We start from the raw sequence: 13,142 nt of genomic DNA, 5'->3' as shown, positions 1-13,142 counted from the left end.
AGATTTAAAATCTAAGTAAGGAAGAGAAATGCTAATAAGAAAAAGCCCATCGCAAACCCGGCATGAACCTTTTTATCTGGTGCCAGAAATAAGCCAAGGCAGGAAAAAATAGCACTAAAAGCTGCTTGCAAACCGGTTATCCGGAACAAAGCCAGGTTATTCTGCTGGTAATTTATTTCCTGCTTCGCAAAGGCTGCATCTTTTTCCGGGTCGTTTAAATAATCCCATTTCTGTTTTTGTATTTCGGCCTGGCGACTAGCCTGCACTTTCTCTTGCTGCACCGGAAAAATTAGAAAGCGGTACCCCAGAAACACGCCAAAAAGTATAATAAAAAATATCACCGGACCTTTTATATACCGTAAGTTCTTCCGGTATAAAAGCACGGTTAATACATTAATAATTAGCAGAAAAGGTAAGACAAATTTTAAATTCAGAAGTAGGTCAGGCATCACTTAAAATAATATATTGATAGCGGGGTAAGCAAATATAACTCTGGTAACTATTGAATAAAAAAGAAACAAAAAAAGCCCATGTATTACATGAGCTGAAACAATTTAGCAACTAGTTGGTTAACCTATTCCCACTTCAATTCATCGTCGAGGGTAGCAGGTTCCTGGGATTGTTTTTCCAGTTCTGCCAGAACATCTTCGGTTAGAAGCTCAGATTTAACGTGGTCGATGGTACTTTGGAGCGCTTCAACGAACTTTGCGAAATCTTCTTTGTAAAGGAAAATTTTGTGTTTCTCGTACGAATAAGTTTCGTCTTTGAATTTTCTTTTACTTTCCGTGATCGTCAGGTAGTAATCATTTGAGCGAGTTGACTTCACATCAAAAAAATACGTCCTTTTCCCAGCTCTTATTCGTTGTGAATAAATCTCAGCTTTTTCGTTGTTCTCTTCCACTTTTATATAGGTTACTTATATTATTTGTAAGGCTAAAGTAATGGTTTTGGATGATTTATAAAAATATTTGTATTTAATTTTTTGTTAAAGACGTATGCATGCCTAATTAAACAAAATCAATGCGTTCTACTCTTTTATAAATATTCAACAAATATAATATTTAAGTTTAAATCTTAAATTATTATTCAGGTAAATTGTTGGCAAGTGCCTAAATTCACGTAAGTTTTCTATTTTTAAAATTCCTTATAACTCCTTTATTTATCTCATTATGAAACAAACCATTATTGATCTGGCAACGGTACGGAAATTTGAAAATCTGGAATTTCTGGCCAAACAATTAGTGGAAGGTTTCATCACGGGTTTGCACCAATCGCCGTACCACGGCTTTTCGGTGGAGTTTTCGGAACACCGCCTGTATAACAGCGGCGAAAGTACCCGCCATATCGATTGGAAAGTATTTGCCCGGACAGATAAATTGTTTGTAAAGCGCTACGAAGAAGAAACCAACCTGCGCTGTCATTTGCTGCTGGATATATCGCCGTCGATGTTTTATCCGGTAGAAACGTATGGCAAGGTTACATTTAGTGCTTTATGCGCGGCGGCAATTGCCAACATGCTGCAACGGCAACGCGATGCGGTTGGACTGGTAACCTTCTCGGATAAAGTTGAAGCCCAAACCCCGGTGCGGTCTACCACTTCGCATGTGCATACGTTATTGCTGCATTTGCAGAATTTAATTTCCAAACCGTCGCCGGGTAAAGATACCGATGTTTCGGGCGTTATCAACCAGATAGCGCAACAAATCCAGAAGCGGTCGCTGGTTATAATTTTTAGCGATATGCTGGGGCGCAACGAAGATGCTTCGGGTTTGCTCGCCGCCCTGCAGCACTTGAAACACCGCAACCACGAAGTGCTGCTTTTTCATGTTACCGATAAAAGTACCGAAGAAGATTTTAATTTTCCGGACCGGCCCTACGTGTTTGTAGATATAGAAACCGGCGAAGAAATAAAGTTGCAGCCATCGCAGGTACGCACCCAATATCTACAGGCTATGCAACAGTTTAAGCAGGAACTGGCATTAAAATGCGGGCAGTACAAAATAGATTTTATTCCGGTAGATATTCAGGAGCCTTTCGAAAAGGTGTTGATGGGATACCTGATTAAGCGCAGTAAGGTAAAGTAAGTCCGGCCGAATTTCTGTTACTTATAACTTAACCGATTAACCTTTCTTTAACCGGATGGAATTCTGTTCGTCTTTTCTTTTTTAGGCCAGGAGAAATATTTTTTTCCCCTGGTAATGTTCAACCCAAAAGAACGAAAGATAATTTCTTTGAACGCTGCTTTTGCCTTGCCGCGCCTTCTGACCTGCCATTAGCTGGTGAAAGCCCACCTTAGTGGCACCCTTTCGGCATTCCTATAATTTGCGTAAGCCCTGCCAAATTGAAAAAAGGCATTTATATTTTCTGATATCGTTCTGAATAATTCAGAAAACAGAATGGCGTTAATTAGTAATTTCATATATAATATTATAAGCTGATAATTAAGAAATAAAGCATATTGATAAATATTTTGTATATAATAATTTGTATTAATTAATTATTTGCAACAAAATTTTAATTTTGCCGAATAATTGCAAATAATATTTTTAACATGGCAATAAACAAAGCACTGGATTTAAACGATATAACTTTTACCGCTACGGAAAGAGTTATTCCTAAAAAAATGTACCGCTATGCCGTAGCGGCCATTTTCTTTATTCAAGGGTTGGCCTTTGCCAGTTGGGCTTCCCGGATTCCTACTATTCAGCAAACTTTAAATCTTTCTGATTCTGCTTTAGGTGGCGTTTTGCTGGCCTTGCCAGTTGGTTTAATGGTTTCTTTACCCTTTTCGGGTTGGTTAATTTCCAGGGCCGGCAGCCGGATAGTGGTAATTATTGCCGCTATGCTTTATAACCTTGTTCTGATTACGCTTGGCTTGGCCGAAACAACGGTGGCTTTAATGGGCGGTTTGTTTTTGTTTGGGTTTGCGGGCAATATGGTAAACATAGCTATTAATACCCAGGCCGTTGGCGTAGAGGCTTTGTACAAAAAATCAATCATGGCTTCTTTTCATGGTGTTTGGAGCCTGGCTGGTTTTTTAGGGGCGGCTTTGGGCACTATAATGATTGGTACCGGCATTGTGCCGTATCAGCATTTTATTCTGGTTTTAATATTGGCCTGGTCGGTTATTGCCTTAAGTTCCCGTTATTTCCTTAGAGAGGATACGAATAAGCAGGAAAACCAATCTATTTTTGTTAAACCAGATAAATCGTTAATCCACCTGGGCATTATAGCTTTTTGTTCGATGATTTGCGAAGGAGCGATGTTTGACTGGAGCGGCGTTTACTTTAAGAAAGTAGTGCTGGCCGAAAAAGCTTGGGTTGGAGCTGGATATACGGCTTTTATGTGTACCATGGCTTTAAGCCGGTTTTTAGCCGACGGCCTGACCCGCCGTTATGGACTGAAGCGGATTTTGCAATTAAGTGGTTTGCTTACGGCGGCCGGTTTAGCCATTGCGGTTTTATTCCCGAACATGGTAGCCGCCATTATTGGTTTCTTTTTAGTAGGAGCCGGGGTGTCGTCGGTGGTGCCGCTGGTTTATAGCGCTGCCGGTAAGTCTAAGGTTATGTCGCCGGGTGTAGCTTTAGCGGCTGTTTCTACCATTGGCTTCTTAGGCTTTTTGTTCGGCCCGCCGCTGATTGGTTTAGTGGCCGGCGCTACCAGTCTGCAGGTTTCTTTCTCTATTATTGCCGTAATGGGGCTTTCCATTGCCCTGGTAGCTACTAAAGCTAAAATTTAAATAATCAGCCACAACTATCTCGGTATAAATTATAACCAGAATGTTGTGGCTTAATTATTATCCATTATCCAGCGATTGCCACAAGTAACGGCTGGCGAGGGTACGATATGGCCGCCAGGCCTCCGCAATCTTAATCATTTCGGTCTGTAAGGTCTTGCCGGTTTGGCTTAAGTTGTAATGCTTTTTCATTGCATTCTGAATTCCCAAATCATCTACCGGAAAAACATCCGGACGTACCAGCGTAAACATCAGAATCATTTCGGCGGTCCAGCGACCGACTCCTTTTATTTGAGTAAGGTGTTTAATCAGTGCCTCATCATCCAGGGTTGAAATAATTGGGAATTGCAAATTGCCGGCCTGCGCAAAGGCCGCCACATTGCGGATATACCCTAACTTCTGGAAAGACAAGCCTACGCTGCGCAGTACCCCGTCGGGCTGTGCCAAAACCAAAGCCGGATCGGGATAGTTTTCTGGGAAAAGCGCCAGAAACCGGCTTTTAATAACCCGTGCTACTTTGGTAGATAATTGCTGACTGATAATAGAACTGAGTAAACTCAAATATATATCCTCGTGGGGCAGTTGTTCTATTCCCGGGCTGTTGCGGACAATATTTGCCAGGACCTTATCCTTAAGTAAAACAGCTTCCCATGGTAATTCAGGCGCGGCGGATATTCCCATTATTTTTCATTTTTTAGCTGCCATCATGGTGTAATATCAAAATAAAAATTACTGGCTTAGCCTCTCCAAAGCTATTATTACCGGTGTTTATTCTGATTAAACCCTATTGTTGCTTAACATTTATTTACCTTCAATTCCCTTCTCTCAGCTAGGATAAAACTAAAACTTTATTTCTCTTAAAACCTGACAAGTTCTTTCAGTCATCGCTTCAGTAAAATCGAGGTGGGTTACAAACCGGATTTGATGTGGACCAAAGTCCAGCGCCAGTATACCTTGTTCTTTTAGCTTTGCTAAAAAAGTCTGGGTACTCGCAGAAGGTTTCAATTTAAAAATAACAATGTTTGTTTCTACGGGTAATACATGCTCCACGTAAGGGCAATGCTGGAGCGTATCGCGGAGCAGGCGGGCACGGGCATGATCCTGAGCCAGGCGATTTACATGGTGGTCGAGGGCGTAAATGCCGGCGGCCGCCAAAAAACCGGCCTGCCGCATACCGCCGCCCAGGGCTTTTCGGATGCGGCGCGATTTCCGGATTAAATCTTTGCTCCCTACCAGCACCGATCCTACCGGAGCACCCAAGCCTTTCGATAAACAAACCGAAATACTGGTAAAATATTGGCTGTAAGGCTGCGGCGATTCGTCTGCAGCTAATAAGGCATTAAAGACCCGGGCCCCATCCAGGTGCAGTGCTAGTTTGTTCTCTTTGCACACCGCCGATATGGCGGCAATCTCCGGCAAGGTGTAAAAAGCGCCGCCGCCTTTATTAGAAGTATTTTCCAGCGAAACCATTTTTGTAACCGGATAATGAATATTATCGGGCCGGATAGCGCCTTGCACCATTTCGGGCGTAATTTTACCGCGTTCGCCGTGGAGTAAATAAACCGATGCGGCTGAGTTAAAAGCAATGCCACCCCCTTCGTACTGGTAAATGTGCGCTGTATAATCGCAGATTATCTCAGTTAATGGCTCGGTTTGGGCTTTAATGGCAATCTGATTAGTCATGGTGCCGGAAGGACAAAAAAGACCGGCTTCCATGCCAAACAAAGCGGCTGTTTTAGCTTCCAGCTCATTTACCGTAGGATCTTCTTCAAACACATCGTCACCAACCGGCGCCTGGAACATATAGTTTTGCATTTCGGGCGTGGGCCGGGTTACGGTATCGCTCCTTAAATCAATATTTATCATTTTTGGGTTTACTGCAAATTAAAATAACGCTGCACTTACGTGGGGTTATCCCCACTTGAGCTACAAAATTACTAAACTAAAGAATCACCTCGCAGGAAAGAATATGCAGGGGTAAAATTAAATTTATTAATTAGGTTCTAAAGTACGCGTGCCCTACAGTATATTTGGCTGTAATCTGGCCGGAAAAAGATTTATTGTTTTGAGAATCTGAAAATAAAACCTTACTTTTGCGTTCTAATTTAAAATTTGAGCAATGGCCGTTACAAGATTAAAAAGAAAACACAGAAAAAATATAGCAAGAGCCAATAACAAGCAGCGCGTAATTAAGCAATTGCTGGCTACTCCGGTAATTAAAAACGTAGACGTAGAAGAACTGAAAGCCCAATTCGGTAAAACTTCGGCTGCCCCTGCGGCCACAACTGCTCCTGAACCAACCAGCGTAGTGGAGAGTGTAAAAGAAGCTGTTAGTAATGCGGCTCATACCGTTGCCGACAAAGTAAGCGATGTGGTAGAAGCTGTGAAAGATAAAGTAGAAGACGTTCTGAAAAAAGACGATAAAGAAGCTGCTGAGTAATTTCTGCTGTAAAAGCGCGGGTGTTTTAATCTGATGTGCTTTAAAGCTTTTTAAGCGTAATATTCCTGTTGTGTAAAAATATTAGTAAGTGTGCCCGTTTACCGGCACACTTTTTTTGTGCTTATCCAGTTCGTTTACCTAATTCTATTACTTGCAACTGCTCTATTTTGCTGGCATCTATATTAAATTTTACCATAGTCCGGACGGTATGAAAGCCATGACGGCCGGCTGCTCCCGGATTTATGTGCAGCAAATTATTCAGGATTTTATCCGGCATAATTTTCAGAATATGGGAGTGGCCGGTAATAAATAATTGCGGCGGATTAGCTTTAATAACCGGGCGGATATCCGGGTGATATTTACCGGGGTAGCCTCCAATGTGCGTCATCAGGACCGATAACCCGGCTACGGTAAACCTTTGTATTTTCGGATGTGCTATTCGGATTTGCTGATCGTCTATGTTGCCGTAAACGCCCCGGAGCGGCGCCACAGCCGCCAATGTTTCTGAAACTTCTATCGAACCAAAATCTCCCGCGTGCCAGATTTCATCACAATCCTGCAAGTGCCGTAGAATCTGTTCATCCAGATAACTATGGGTGTCCGAAATTAATCCAATCTTCATTTACAGTGACCAGTAATCAGTTAACAGTTATTAGTGAACAGTTAGCAGAAAATGGTTTTAATTAGAATAAATAATAGTAATAAACACTTTTATATTTGGTAAATGAAATTAAGAATGGAATATACCAATTAGCTACCATGTTTACGCCTAACTGTTTACTGATAACTGTTAACTGATTATTGAAAACTGTTTATTTTTTCCACTTGTCGGGGGCTTTGCGCCAACTGCTCAGGGTATCCAGCATTTCGGTTTTAATGTAACCTTGCTCTAGCGCAATGCCCAGCAGGCTTTGATAATTGCTCAGGCAAACCAGGGGAATATTGGCGTCTATAAAATTCTGGGTGGCTTTCTCGAAACCGTAAGTAAAAATAGCGGCCATACCAATTACGTTGCCGCCGGCCATATTTACTGCACTGGCTGCTTTTAAAGAACTACTGCCCGTAGATATTAAATCTTCTACGAGCACTACTTTCTGATCGGGTAGCAGGCGGCCTTCTATCTGATTACCCATGCCGTGGCTTTTAGGCTCCGGACGTACATAAATGTAAGGCAGTTCCAGTAAATCGGCTACCAAAGCTCCCTGGGCAATGCCCGCAGTAGCTACGCCGCCAATAGCTTCGGCTTCCGGAAAGTGCATCCGTATTTCTTCGGATAGAGCGGTTTTAATAAAACTACGTATAGCGGGGTAAGACAAGGTTACCCGATTATCGCAGTAAATAGGTGAAAACCAGCCGGAACTCCAGGTAAAAGGGGTTTCGGGGCGAAGTTTAATAGCGCCGGTTTCTAATAAGTACGCGGCTATTTGCAGGGCTGTATTAGACTTTTGCATGGCGCGAAGGTACGTAATAATAATTTTGCCTTTTTTATACTTGGACATTTTTGTTTCCGATTTATTTTTTTTGATTTGTAATCTCTTTAAGTAAAAATTCTGATGAACGTCTTCATTAATGACATTCCTTTAATCCTGAAGAAAGCCGGTGAAAAAGTTTACAAACACCACTATGACTTAATTCTGGATGAGGGACAGTCATTTACGTCTAAATCGCTCGTGGGCGATGTATTAATACGCAATGTAAATGATGCCATCGTTGATCGGATTGTGCGGCTAATGGAAGTGAAAAAGATGAAAAAATTAAAATCTTTAACACTCGTTACCGATAAAAAGAAACGATTAATTCAGCACCTGAAAGACCAGTTTAAGATTGTGAAAGCAGCCGGCGGACTGGTTATAAAGGATGGTAAAATTCTGATGATTTACCGGTTGGGCATGTGGGATTTACCGAAAGGTAAGCTAAACAAAAAAGAAATTCCGAAAGAAGGGGCCGTGCGCGAGGTAGAGGAGGAGTGTAATATTAAAGTGCAGGTAATGGATAAATTACCTAAAACCTGGCATTCCTACGCTTACAAGGGCAACAAAATATTAAAGCGTACCAATTGGTACGTGATGCAATGCACCGACGATACGCTGATGAAGCCCCAGGCCGAAGAGTTTATTGAAGAAGTAAAGTTTATGACGCCGGAAGAAGTAGAAGCGGTGCTGCCCGAAGCTTATTCTTCTATAGCGTTTGTGATTCGTTCTTATCTGCGGGCGGCGAAATCCGGAAAGGTATAAAATCATCTACATTTCCTCCGTACGAATGAATTTCCCGGATAATGGTGGAACTAATTGCGGCCAGGTGCGGGGAAGTAATTAAAAACACCGTTTCCAAATCTTTGTTCAGGTGCCGGTTAGCCTGGGCAATGGTATTTTCGTACTCAAAATCAGTGGTGTTGCGTAAGCCCCTTAACAGGAAATTAGCGCCTACCGTTCTCGCAAAGTCGGCGGTTAAACCTTTATAAGCTTGCGCCGATACCTTCTTCTCATCTTTAAAAATATCTTCTATAATTTCCACCATCTGCTCCACGGGCAAATAACGCTTCTTCGTGCTGTTGTTCCCAATCGAAATAATTATCTGGTCGAACAATCCGATACCACGCTTTACTATATCATAATGGCCATTGGTAAACGGATCAAAAGACCCTGGAAAAATAGCGATGCGTTTCATTTTAAGTTATTAGTAATTAGGAGTAAGTTTTTAGAGAACGCTAGAAAAAATGTGGAAGCTAAAATAATGAGAAACCTTAAGAAACCCGGCATAACCGTACCCTGATTAATAACTAATAACTGATAACTAACTCCTTCCTCAACAAAAATGCATGCCGAAAACATCGAGGTAGTGGTGTTGGAATAAGTCTTCTATTTTGTAGCTATAACTGACGTCGGGTGGCCGCGAACCAAACTGTACATTCCGGATGTAGCTGCGCAGCAACGTGAACAAGGCTGAATCATGCTCCAAATCGCCCCATAAGGTAACCCGGTCGTGTTCCGGATTTAATTTTTGCTCCTGCATTACCAATACAAAAAAGTAAAGAAAATCTTCCGGCGTGCTGCATTGGAATAAATTACAGAATTCCAACTTTCCTTCCTGCATTATCAGCAGGCAGAGGCTTTTATTTTGCACATAGGCATACAATCTTTTTTCAGAAGTTCTTTCGCCGTAATGCAGCAGGCTGGCAATTAAAGGGCAGGTAAGGTGCAGGTATTTTAATTCTTTGCCGGGTAATTGCCGCTCCCAGATTTGGGTCAGGTATTTATCTGCCGAAAAAATATTGACGGCTTCGATGCTGGTGTGTTTATAAGTAAATATTTTTTCGTGGTCCGCATCAAAATCGCAGTTCAGGCTAAGGTAGTCGGCGGCCGCATCGGCTTCAAAAAGGGTATCCGGAATAAAAGTAAAATTGTGGTTGTTTACGGCTAGTTTTATCTGGTGCCAATCGGGGCTAAATACATAAGGATGTCCGGAAAATACTTCGTTAAAAACCTGTGCCCCTTGCAACGGAGTATAAATATGGCTTACCTGATAATCTTCCAGCGAAATAAATTTATTGCGGTCGGTATCCACCACGCCAACGCGCACCCGGTCGCGGCCATACGAAATATAAAGGTTATAGGCATGAAGCTGTTGCGGGTCAAAAGACTCGTCCGTTATTTTTACAACCTGCCGGTAATGATTATTTTCTTTTACCAAAGCTTTTTTCTAAAGGCTGAATAAATGATTTTTGTGGTTAATAAAAAATAATAACTGGTTCTCTGCTGAGTTTTATTCCGGTTAAAGAATTTTTATTTCATAAAGCGGTGCTGCGGCATAAACAAATCATCCAAATCAATTAAATCTTCAAAAATTTGGTGGGGCTGGGCGGTGCTGTCGCTTCTTATTTCAGCCAGCGTTTTAAAAGTTACCTCGCTAATAAGCTGGGCATCTGTTTCTAATTCCGGATCCGAACCAACTTTTAAGGCACCATCCATAACTTCTACTTCAAAAAATAACTCCAGGGCGTGCAAAGGCGCTTTCAGGTATTCGTGCATAAATAAAAACCTTCTGGGCTTTACTGCCAAACCGGTCTCTTCCCCAAATTCCCGCACCAGGCAATCAGTTATTTTTTCGCCGTAAGATAAACCACCTCCGGGCGGCGACCATAAGTTATATTGGCCCGCAATCCCCTGATGCCGCACCAATAATATTTTCTTATCCTGTAGCAAAATACCGCAAACCCGCACGCGCAATTTTCCGGTGTAGTGGGCGGGTGGGTAACCTGATTCGTTTGTATCCAAAATGTTCTCTGCTTAGTTTTACCTGATGATAAAAACCCTGAACCCGGATTTTAAAAATACGATTCTGGAAAAACTCGAACGCCAGACTTTTATGAAGTTTATTGGCTTTCGGGTTACAAATATAGCAGAAGGAAGAATAGAAGGCGAACTAACTTTACAGGAAGAACACAAGCAACACAAGGGTTTTGTGCACGGCGGGCTTACGGCTACCCTGGCCGATATTGTGGCGGGTTTTGCTGCGGTTAGTTTAGTGCCCAAAGGCCACCATGTGGTTACCGTAGAGTTAAAAGTAAGCTACCTGAACCCGGGGGTAGGTGATATATTGCTGGCTAAAGGCTATGTTCTGAAACAAGGCCGCCAATTGAACTTTTGTGAAGCCGAAATCTATTGTAAAAAAGGGGAGGAGGAGCCGGTTTTAATTGCCAAAGCCACTACAACCATGGCCACCATTTACCCCGCTCCATTGTAGGTGATACGTTTTACGTGATACGTTATAGGCTGTGTAATGTAAGTTGTATGGGTTACAGTTGGCATTATAGGTATTACTATCGTTTAAATGCGCCGCATATATTACGCAAAATATAGCTGAATAACTTAAAACGTATGGCTTAAAGCGAATTTTCTAAAACGTAAAACGCACTACGTAAAACGTACTTTAATGCGACCCGAAGAAGCCCTGTTAAAAAACTTTCCGTTTGAGCCCACGCCCGACCAGGCGGCTCTTTTTAAAAAATTAGATTTATTTATTTCGGGTAAAACCAACAACCGCGAAGTATTTCTGCTGAAAGGTTTTGCCGGTACCGGTAAAACCACCGTTGTACGGGCGCTGGTGAAAATTCTGAATAGTTTTGGCTACAAATACGTGCTGCTGGCACCTACCGGCCGGGCGGCTAAAGTCATGTCGTCGTATACGCGATTACCGGCGTCTACCATTCATAAAAAAATTTATCGGCAAGCGGCGAATGCTTTCTCCGATGGCCTGGTGTTTAACCGGCAACCCAACAAACTGGCTGATACGGTTTTTATAGTGGATGAGTCGTCGATGATTTCGGATGAAAAATCTTTTGGCGACAGCGGATTGCTGCAGGATTTAATCAGCTACGTTTTTGAACGTAAAAACAACAAATTGATTTTAATTGGCGATACTGCCCAGTTGCCGCCGGTAAACCAGTCCATTAGTCCGTCGTTAGAAGCAGCTTATTTGTCTAATAATTTCCGGTGTAACGTGCAGGAGTTAGAGTTGCGCCAGGTAATGCGGCAGGCGCAGGAATCGGGTATATTAATGAATGCCACCAATTTGCGCGAGCAGTTACGCCAGAAAGAACCGGCGTTGCAATTTCATACCCGGGCTTACAAAGATATTTACCGCATGACCGGCGAAAAGCTGGAAGATGGCCTGCGCTACGCTTACGACAAGTTTGGGATAGAAAACACCACGGTTATTTGTCGCTCAAATAAAAACGCCAATTTATACAACCAGCACATCAGGCGGCAAATATTTTTTGCCGAAGACGAAATTGGCGTAGGCGATTATTTAATGATTGTGAAAAACAATTACTATTGGGTACCCGCAGATTCTTCTATCGGGTTTATGGCCAACGGCGATTTTGTGGAAATAACCAAAATTGTGCGCTACGAAGATATGTACGATTTCCGGTTTGCCGATGTCATGATCCGGTTTGTAGATTACCCGGATGAACCCGAAATGGAAGTGAAAATATTGCTCGATACCCTGTACACCGAAGCGCCCGCCTTGCCCGCCGATAAAAATAAAAAGCTGTACGAAGAAGTACTCAAAGATTATTCGGATTTGGGTACCAAGCGCGAACGATCGCAACAATTACGGAAAAATCCGTATTTAAATGCGCTGCAGGTAAAATTTGCTTACGCGCTAACCTGCCACAAAGCCCAGGGTGGCCAATGGAAAGCCGTTTTTGTAGACCACGGGTTCTTAAAAGAAGACATGGTAAACACCGATTTTGCCCGTTGGCTGTATACTGCAGTTACCCGTTCGGCCGAAGAACTGTACCTGTTAAACTTTAACCCGCTATTAATAGTAGATTAGTTGTTCTATTTATTTTGGTGGCATAAAACCATATTGTATATATTTGTTTAGTTGATTTAAAAATATTACCGCTCATGAAAAAAATATATCTTTTAGCGCTTAGTTTGTCTCTCGGATTTTCCGATGCCGTGGCCCAGACTACCTCACCAAGCCCGGCGCCGGCTGCTAACCAGAAAATAGTTACCGATGGCCCGGTGCTTACGTTTGCCGAAACTAAATTTGATTTTGGTAAGATTCAGGAGGGTGAAATTGTAAAGCACACCTACAAATTCCGGAATACCGGTAACCAGCCGCTTTTAATTTCGGAAGTGCGGGTTACCTGCGGCTGTACCTCGCCGGACTGGACCAAAACCTCGGTGGCACCCGGTGAAACCGGCTTTGTAACCGCCCAGTTTAACAGTACCGGTAAGCCCGGCCAGAACCAGAAAGTAGTTACGGTGGTATCTAACTCTGTTACCGGTAATACCCATATTTCGTTTATTGCCGATGTAGCGCCCAAAGGGTCTGGTACTTCGGCTGTCCAGGTTGCCCCGCCAGCGCAACCGGCGGCTACCCATGCGCATCACCAGCCTGCCACCGAAGCAGCTAAACCAGCTAAAAAATAAAATAACCAACTTTTTAAGAAAA

At 42.6% G+C, this 13,142-nt stretch carries 16 protein-coding genes; 7 read left to right on the top strand and 9 right to left on the bottom strand.

The window, feature by feature from the left end; genetic code table 11:
- Window positions 1-11 precede the first annotated feature (11 nt).
- Together AAE02nite_RS11340 and AAE02nite_RS11335 are read right to left on the bottom strand one after the other, a co-directional pair.
- Window positions 12-449 (bottom strand): hypothetical protein, encoded by a 438-nt coding sequence (locus AAE02nite_RS11340; protein WP_146897853.1) that lies wholly within the window; start codon window positions 447-449, stop codon window positions 12-14.
- A 125-nt stretch (window positions 450-574) separates the two neighbouring features.
- Window positions 575-901 (bottom strand): DUF3276 family protein, encoded by a 327-nt coding sequence (locus tag AAE02nite_RS11335; RefSeq protein ID WP_146897852.1) that lies wholly within the window; start codon window positions 899-901, stop codon window positions 575-577.
- 268 nt (window positions 902-1,169) lie between these two features.
- On the opposite strand from AAE02nite_RS11335, the gene AAE02nite_RS11330 reads away from it, so the two are divergent.
- Both AAE02nite_RS11330 and AAE02nite_RS11325 read left to right on the top strand, forming a co-directional pair.
- Window positions 1,170-2,084, top strand: coding sequence for a DUF58 domain-containing protein (locus AAE02nite_RS11330; protein WP_146897851.1), 915 nt, complete (start codon window positions 1,170-1,172; stop codon window positions 2,082-2,084).
- A 467-nt stretch (window positions 2,085-2,551) separates the two neighbouring features.
- Entirely contained in the window at window positions 2,552-3,739 is a 1,188-nt protein-coding gene (locus AAE02nite_RS11325) for an MFS transporter (protein ID WP_146897850.1), read from the top strand.
- Between the two features lie 57 nt (window positions 3,740-3,796).
- Here the strand turns inward: AAE02nite_RS11325 and AAE02nite_RS11320 are convergent, their stop codons facing one another.
- Window positions 3,797-4,417 (bottom strand): DNA-3-methyladenine glycosylase family protein, encoded by a 621-nt coding sequence (locus AAE02nite_RS11320; protein WP_146897849.1) that lies wholly within the window; start codon window positions 4,415-4,417, stop codon window positions 3,797-3,799.
- A gap of 159 nt (window positions 4,418-4,576) precedes the next feature.
- Window positions 4,577-5,602 carry a threonine aldolase family protein gene (locus tag AAE02nite_RS11315; RefSeq protein WP_174761945.1) on the bottom strand — a complete coding sequence of 342 codons (1,026 nt, stop codon included), beginning with the start codon at window positions 5,600-5,602 and terminating at the stop codon, window positions 4,577-4,579.
- Window positions 5,603-5,855: 253 nt separating this feature from the next.
- Between AAE02nite_RS11315 and AAE02nite_RS11310 the strand changes: the two genes are divergently transcribed.
- On the top strand, window positions 5,856-6,176 hold the full coding sequence (locus AAE02nite_RS11310; RefSeq protein WP_146897848.1) for a hypothetical protein: 321 nt from the start codon (window positions 5,856-5,858) through the stop codon (window positions 6,174-6,176).
- A gap of 121 nt (window positions 6,177-6,297) precedes the next feature.
- Here the strand turns inward: AAE02nite_RS11310 and AAE02nite_RS11305 are convergent, their stop codons facing one another.
- Window positions 6,298-6,798, bottom strand: coding sequence for a metallophosphoesterase family protein (locus tag AAE02nite_RS11305; RefSeq protein WP_146897847.1), 501 nt, complete (start codon window positions 6,796-6,798; stop codon window positions 6,298-6,300).
- A gap of 190 nt (window positions 6,799-6,988) precedes the next feature.
- Window positions 6,989-7,627 (bottom strand): orotate phosphoribosyltransferase, encoded by a 639-nt coding sequence (gene pyrE / locus AAE02nite_RS11300; RefSeq protein WP_146897969.1) that lies wholly within the window; start codon window positions 7,625-7,627, stop codon window positions 6,989-6,991.
- A gap of 102 nt (window positions 7,628-7,729) precedes the next feature.
- Between pyrE and AAE02nite_RS11295 the strand changes: the two genes are divergently transcribed.
- Complete coding sequence (locus AAE02nite_RS11295; protein WP_146897846.1) at window positions 7,730-8,410, top strand: NUDIX hydrolase; 681 nt, start codon at window positions 7,730-7,732, stop codon at window positions 8,408-8,410.
- Here the strand turns inward: AAE02nite_RS11295 and coaD are convergent.
- The 3 genes from coaD to AAE02nite_RS11280 all read right to left on the bottom strand — a co-directional run bounded on the left by coaD (window position 8,355) and on the right by AAE02nite_RS11280 (window position 10,450).
- Window positions 8,355-8,843 carry a pantetheine-phosphate adenylyltransferase gene (gene coaD / locus AAE02nite_RS11290; protein WP_146897845.1) on the bottom strand — a complete coding sequence of 163 codons (489 nt, stop codon included), beginning with the start codon at window positions 8,841-8,843 and terminating at the stop codon, window positions 8,355-8,357. The two genes, AAE02nite_RS11295 and coaD, sit on opposite strands and share 56 nt — an antisense overlap.
- Window positions 8,844-8,981: 138 nt before the next feature.
- Window positions 8,982-9,866: a DUF3822 family protein gene (locus AAE02nite_RS11285; RefSeq protein ID WP_146897844.1), complete on the bottom strand. Its 885-nt coding sequence runs from the start codon at window positions 9,864-9,866 to the stop codon at window positions 8,982-8,984.
- 92 nt (window positions 9,867-9,958) lie between these two features.
- The gene (locus tag AAE02nite_RS11280) at window positions 9,959-10,450 is read right to left on the bottom strand and encodes an NUDIX domain-containing protein (RefSeq protein ID WP_146897843.1); all 492 of its coding nucleotides are present in this window, start codon (window positions 10,448-10,450) and stop codon (window positions 9,959-9,961) included.
- A 25-nt stretch (window positions 10,451-10,475) separates the two neighbouring features.
- Between AAE02nite_RS11280 and AAE02nite_RS11275 the strand changes: the two genes are divergently transcribed.
- The 3 genes from AAE02nite_RS11275 (at window position 10,476) to AAE02nite_RS11265 (ending at window position 13,120) form a co-directional block, all read left to right on the top strand.
- Complete coding sequence (locus AAE02nite_RS11275; protein WP_146897842.1) at window positions 10,476-10,919, top strand: PaaI family thioesterase; 444 nt, start codon at window positions 10,476-10,478, stop codon at window positions 10,917-10,919.
- A gap of 189 nt (window positions 10,920-11,108) precedes the next feature.
- Window positions 11,109-12,515, top strand: coding sequence for an ATP-dependent DNA helicase (locus tag AAE02nite_RS11270; protein WP_146897841.1), 1,407 nt, complete (start codon window positions 11,109-11,111; stop codon window positions 12,513-12,515).
- Window positions 12,516-12,589: 74 nt separating this feature from the next.
- On the top strand, window positions 12,590-13,120 hold the full coding sequence (locus AAE02nite_RS11265; protein ID WP_146897840.1) for a DUF1573 domain-containing protein: 531 nt from the start codon (window positions 12,590-12,592) through the stop codon (window positions 13,118-13,120).
- The last annotated feature ends 22 nt before the right edge of the window (window positions 13,121-13,142 follow it).

The organism is Adhaeribacter aerolatus (genome assembly GCF_007991635.1).
Classification (GTDB): Bacteria; Bacteroidota; Bacteroidia; order Cytophagales; family Hymenobacteraceae; genus Adhaeribacter; species Adhaeribacter aerolatus.
The sequence above is the reverse complement of the archived record's forward strand: the minus strand, read 5'-3'. Positions and strand labels throughout refer to the sequence as shown.

Excerpts from the sequence above, each read along its gene's own strand:
- AAE02nite_RS11340 (WP_146897853.1), bottom strand. The coding sequence starts at position 449 with ATGCCTGACCTACTTCTGAATTTAAAATTTGTCTTACCTTTTCTGCTA.
- AAE02nite_RS11330 (WP_146897851.1), top strand. The coding sequence starts at position 1,170 with ATGAAACAAACCATTATTGATCTGGCAACGGTACGGAAATTTGAAAAT.
- AAE02nite_RS11325 (WP_146897850.1), top strand. The coding sequence starts at position 2,552 with ATGGCAATAAACAAAGCACTGGATTTAAACGATATAACTTTTACCGCT.
- AAE02nite_RS11320 (WP_146897849.1), bottom strand. The coding sequence starts at position 4,417 with ATGGGAATATCCGCCGCGCCTGAATTACCATGGGAAGCTGTTTTACTT.
- AAE02nite_RS11315 (WP_174761945.1), bottom strand. The coding sequence starts at position 5,602 with ATGATAAATATTGATTTAAGGAGCGATACCGTAACCCGGCCCACGCCC.
- AAE02nite_RS11310 (WP_146897848.1), top strand. The coding sequence starts at position 5,856 with ATGGCCGTTACAAGATTAAAAAGAAAACACAGAAAAAATATAGCAAGA.
- AAE02nite_RS11305 (WP_146897847.1), bottom strand. The coding sequence starts at position 6,798 with ATGAAGATTGGATTAATTTCGGACACCCATAGTTATCTGGATGAACAG.
- pyrE (WP_146897969.1), bottom strand. The coding sequence starts at position 7,627 with ATGCAAAAGTCTAATACAGCCCTGCAAATAGCCGCGTACTTATTAGAA.
- AAE02nite_RS11295 (WP_146897846.1), top strand. The coding sequence starts at position 7,730 with ATGAACGTCTTCATTAATGACATTCCTTTAATCCTGAAGAAAGCCGGT.
- coaD (WP_146897845.1), bottom strand. The coding sequence starts at position 8,843 with ATGAAACGCATCGCTATTTTTCCAGGGTCTTTTGATCCGTTTACCAAT.
- AAE02nite_RS11275 (WP_146897842.1), top strand. The coding sequence starts at position 10,476 with ATGATAAAAACCCTGAACCCGGATTTTAAAAATACGATTCTGGAAAAA.
- AAE02nite_RS11270 (WP_146897841.1), top strand. The coding sequence starts at position 11,109 with ATGCGACCCGAAGAAGCCCTGTTAAAAAACTTTCCGTTTGAGCCCACG.
- AAE02nite_RS11265 (WP_146897840.1), top strand. The coding sequence starts at position 12,590 with ATGAAAAAAATATATCTTTTAGCGCTTAGTTTGTCTCTCGGATTTTCC.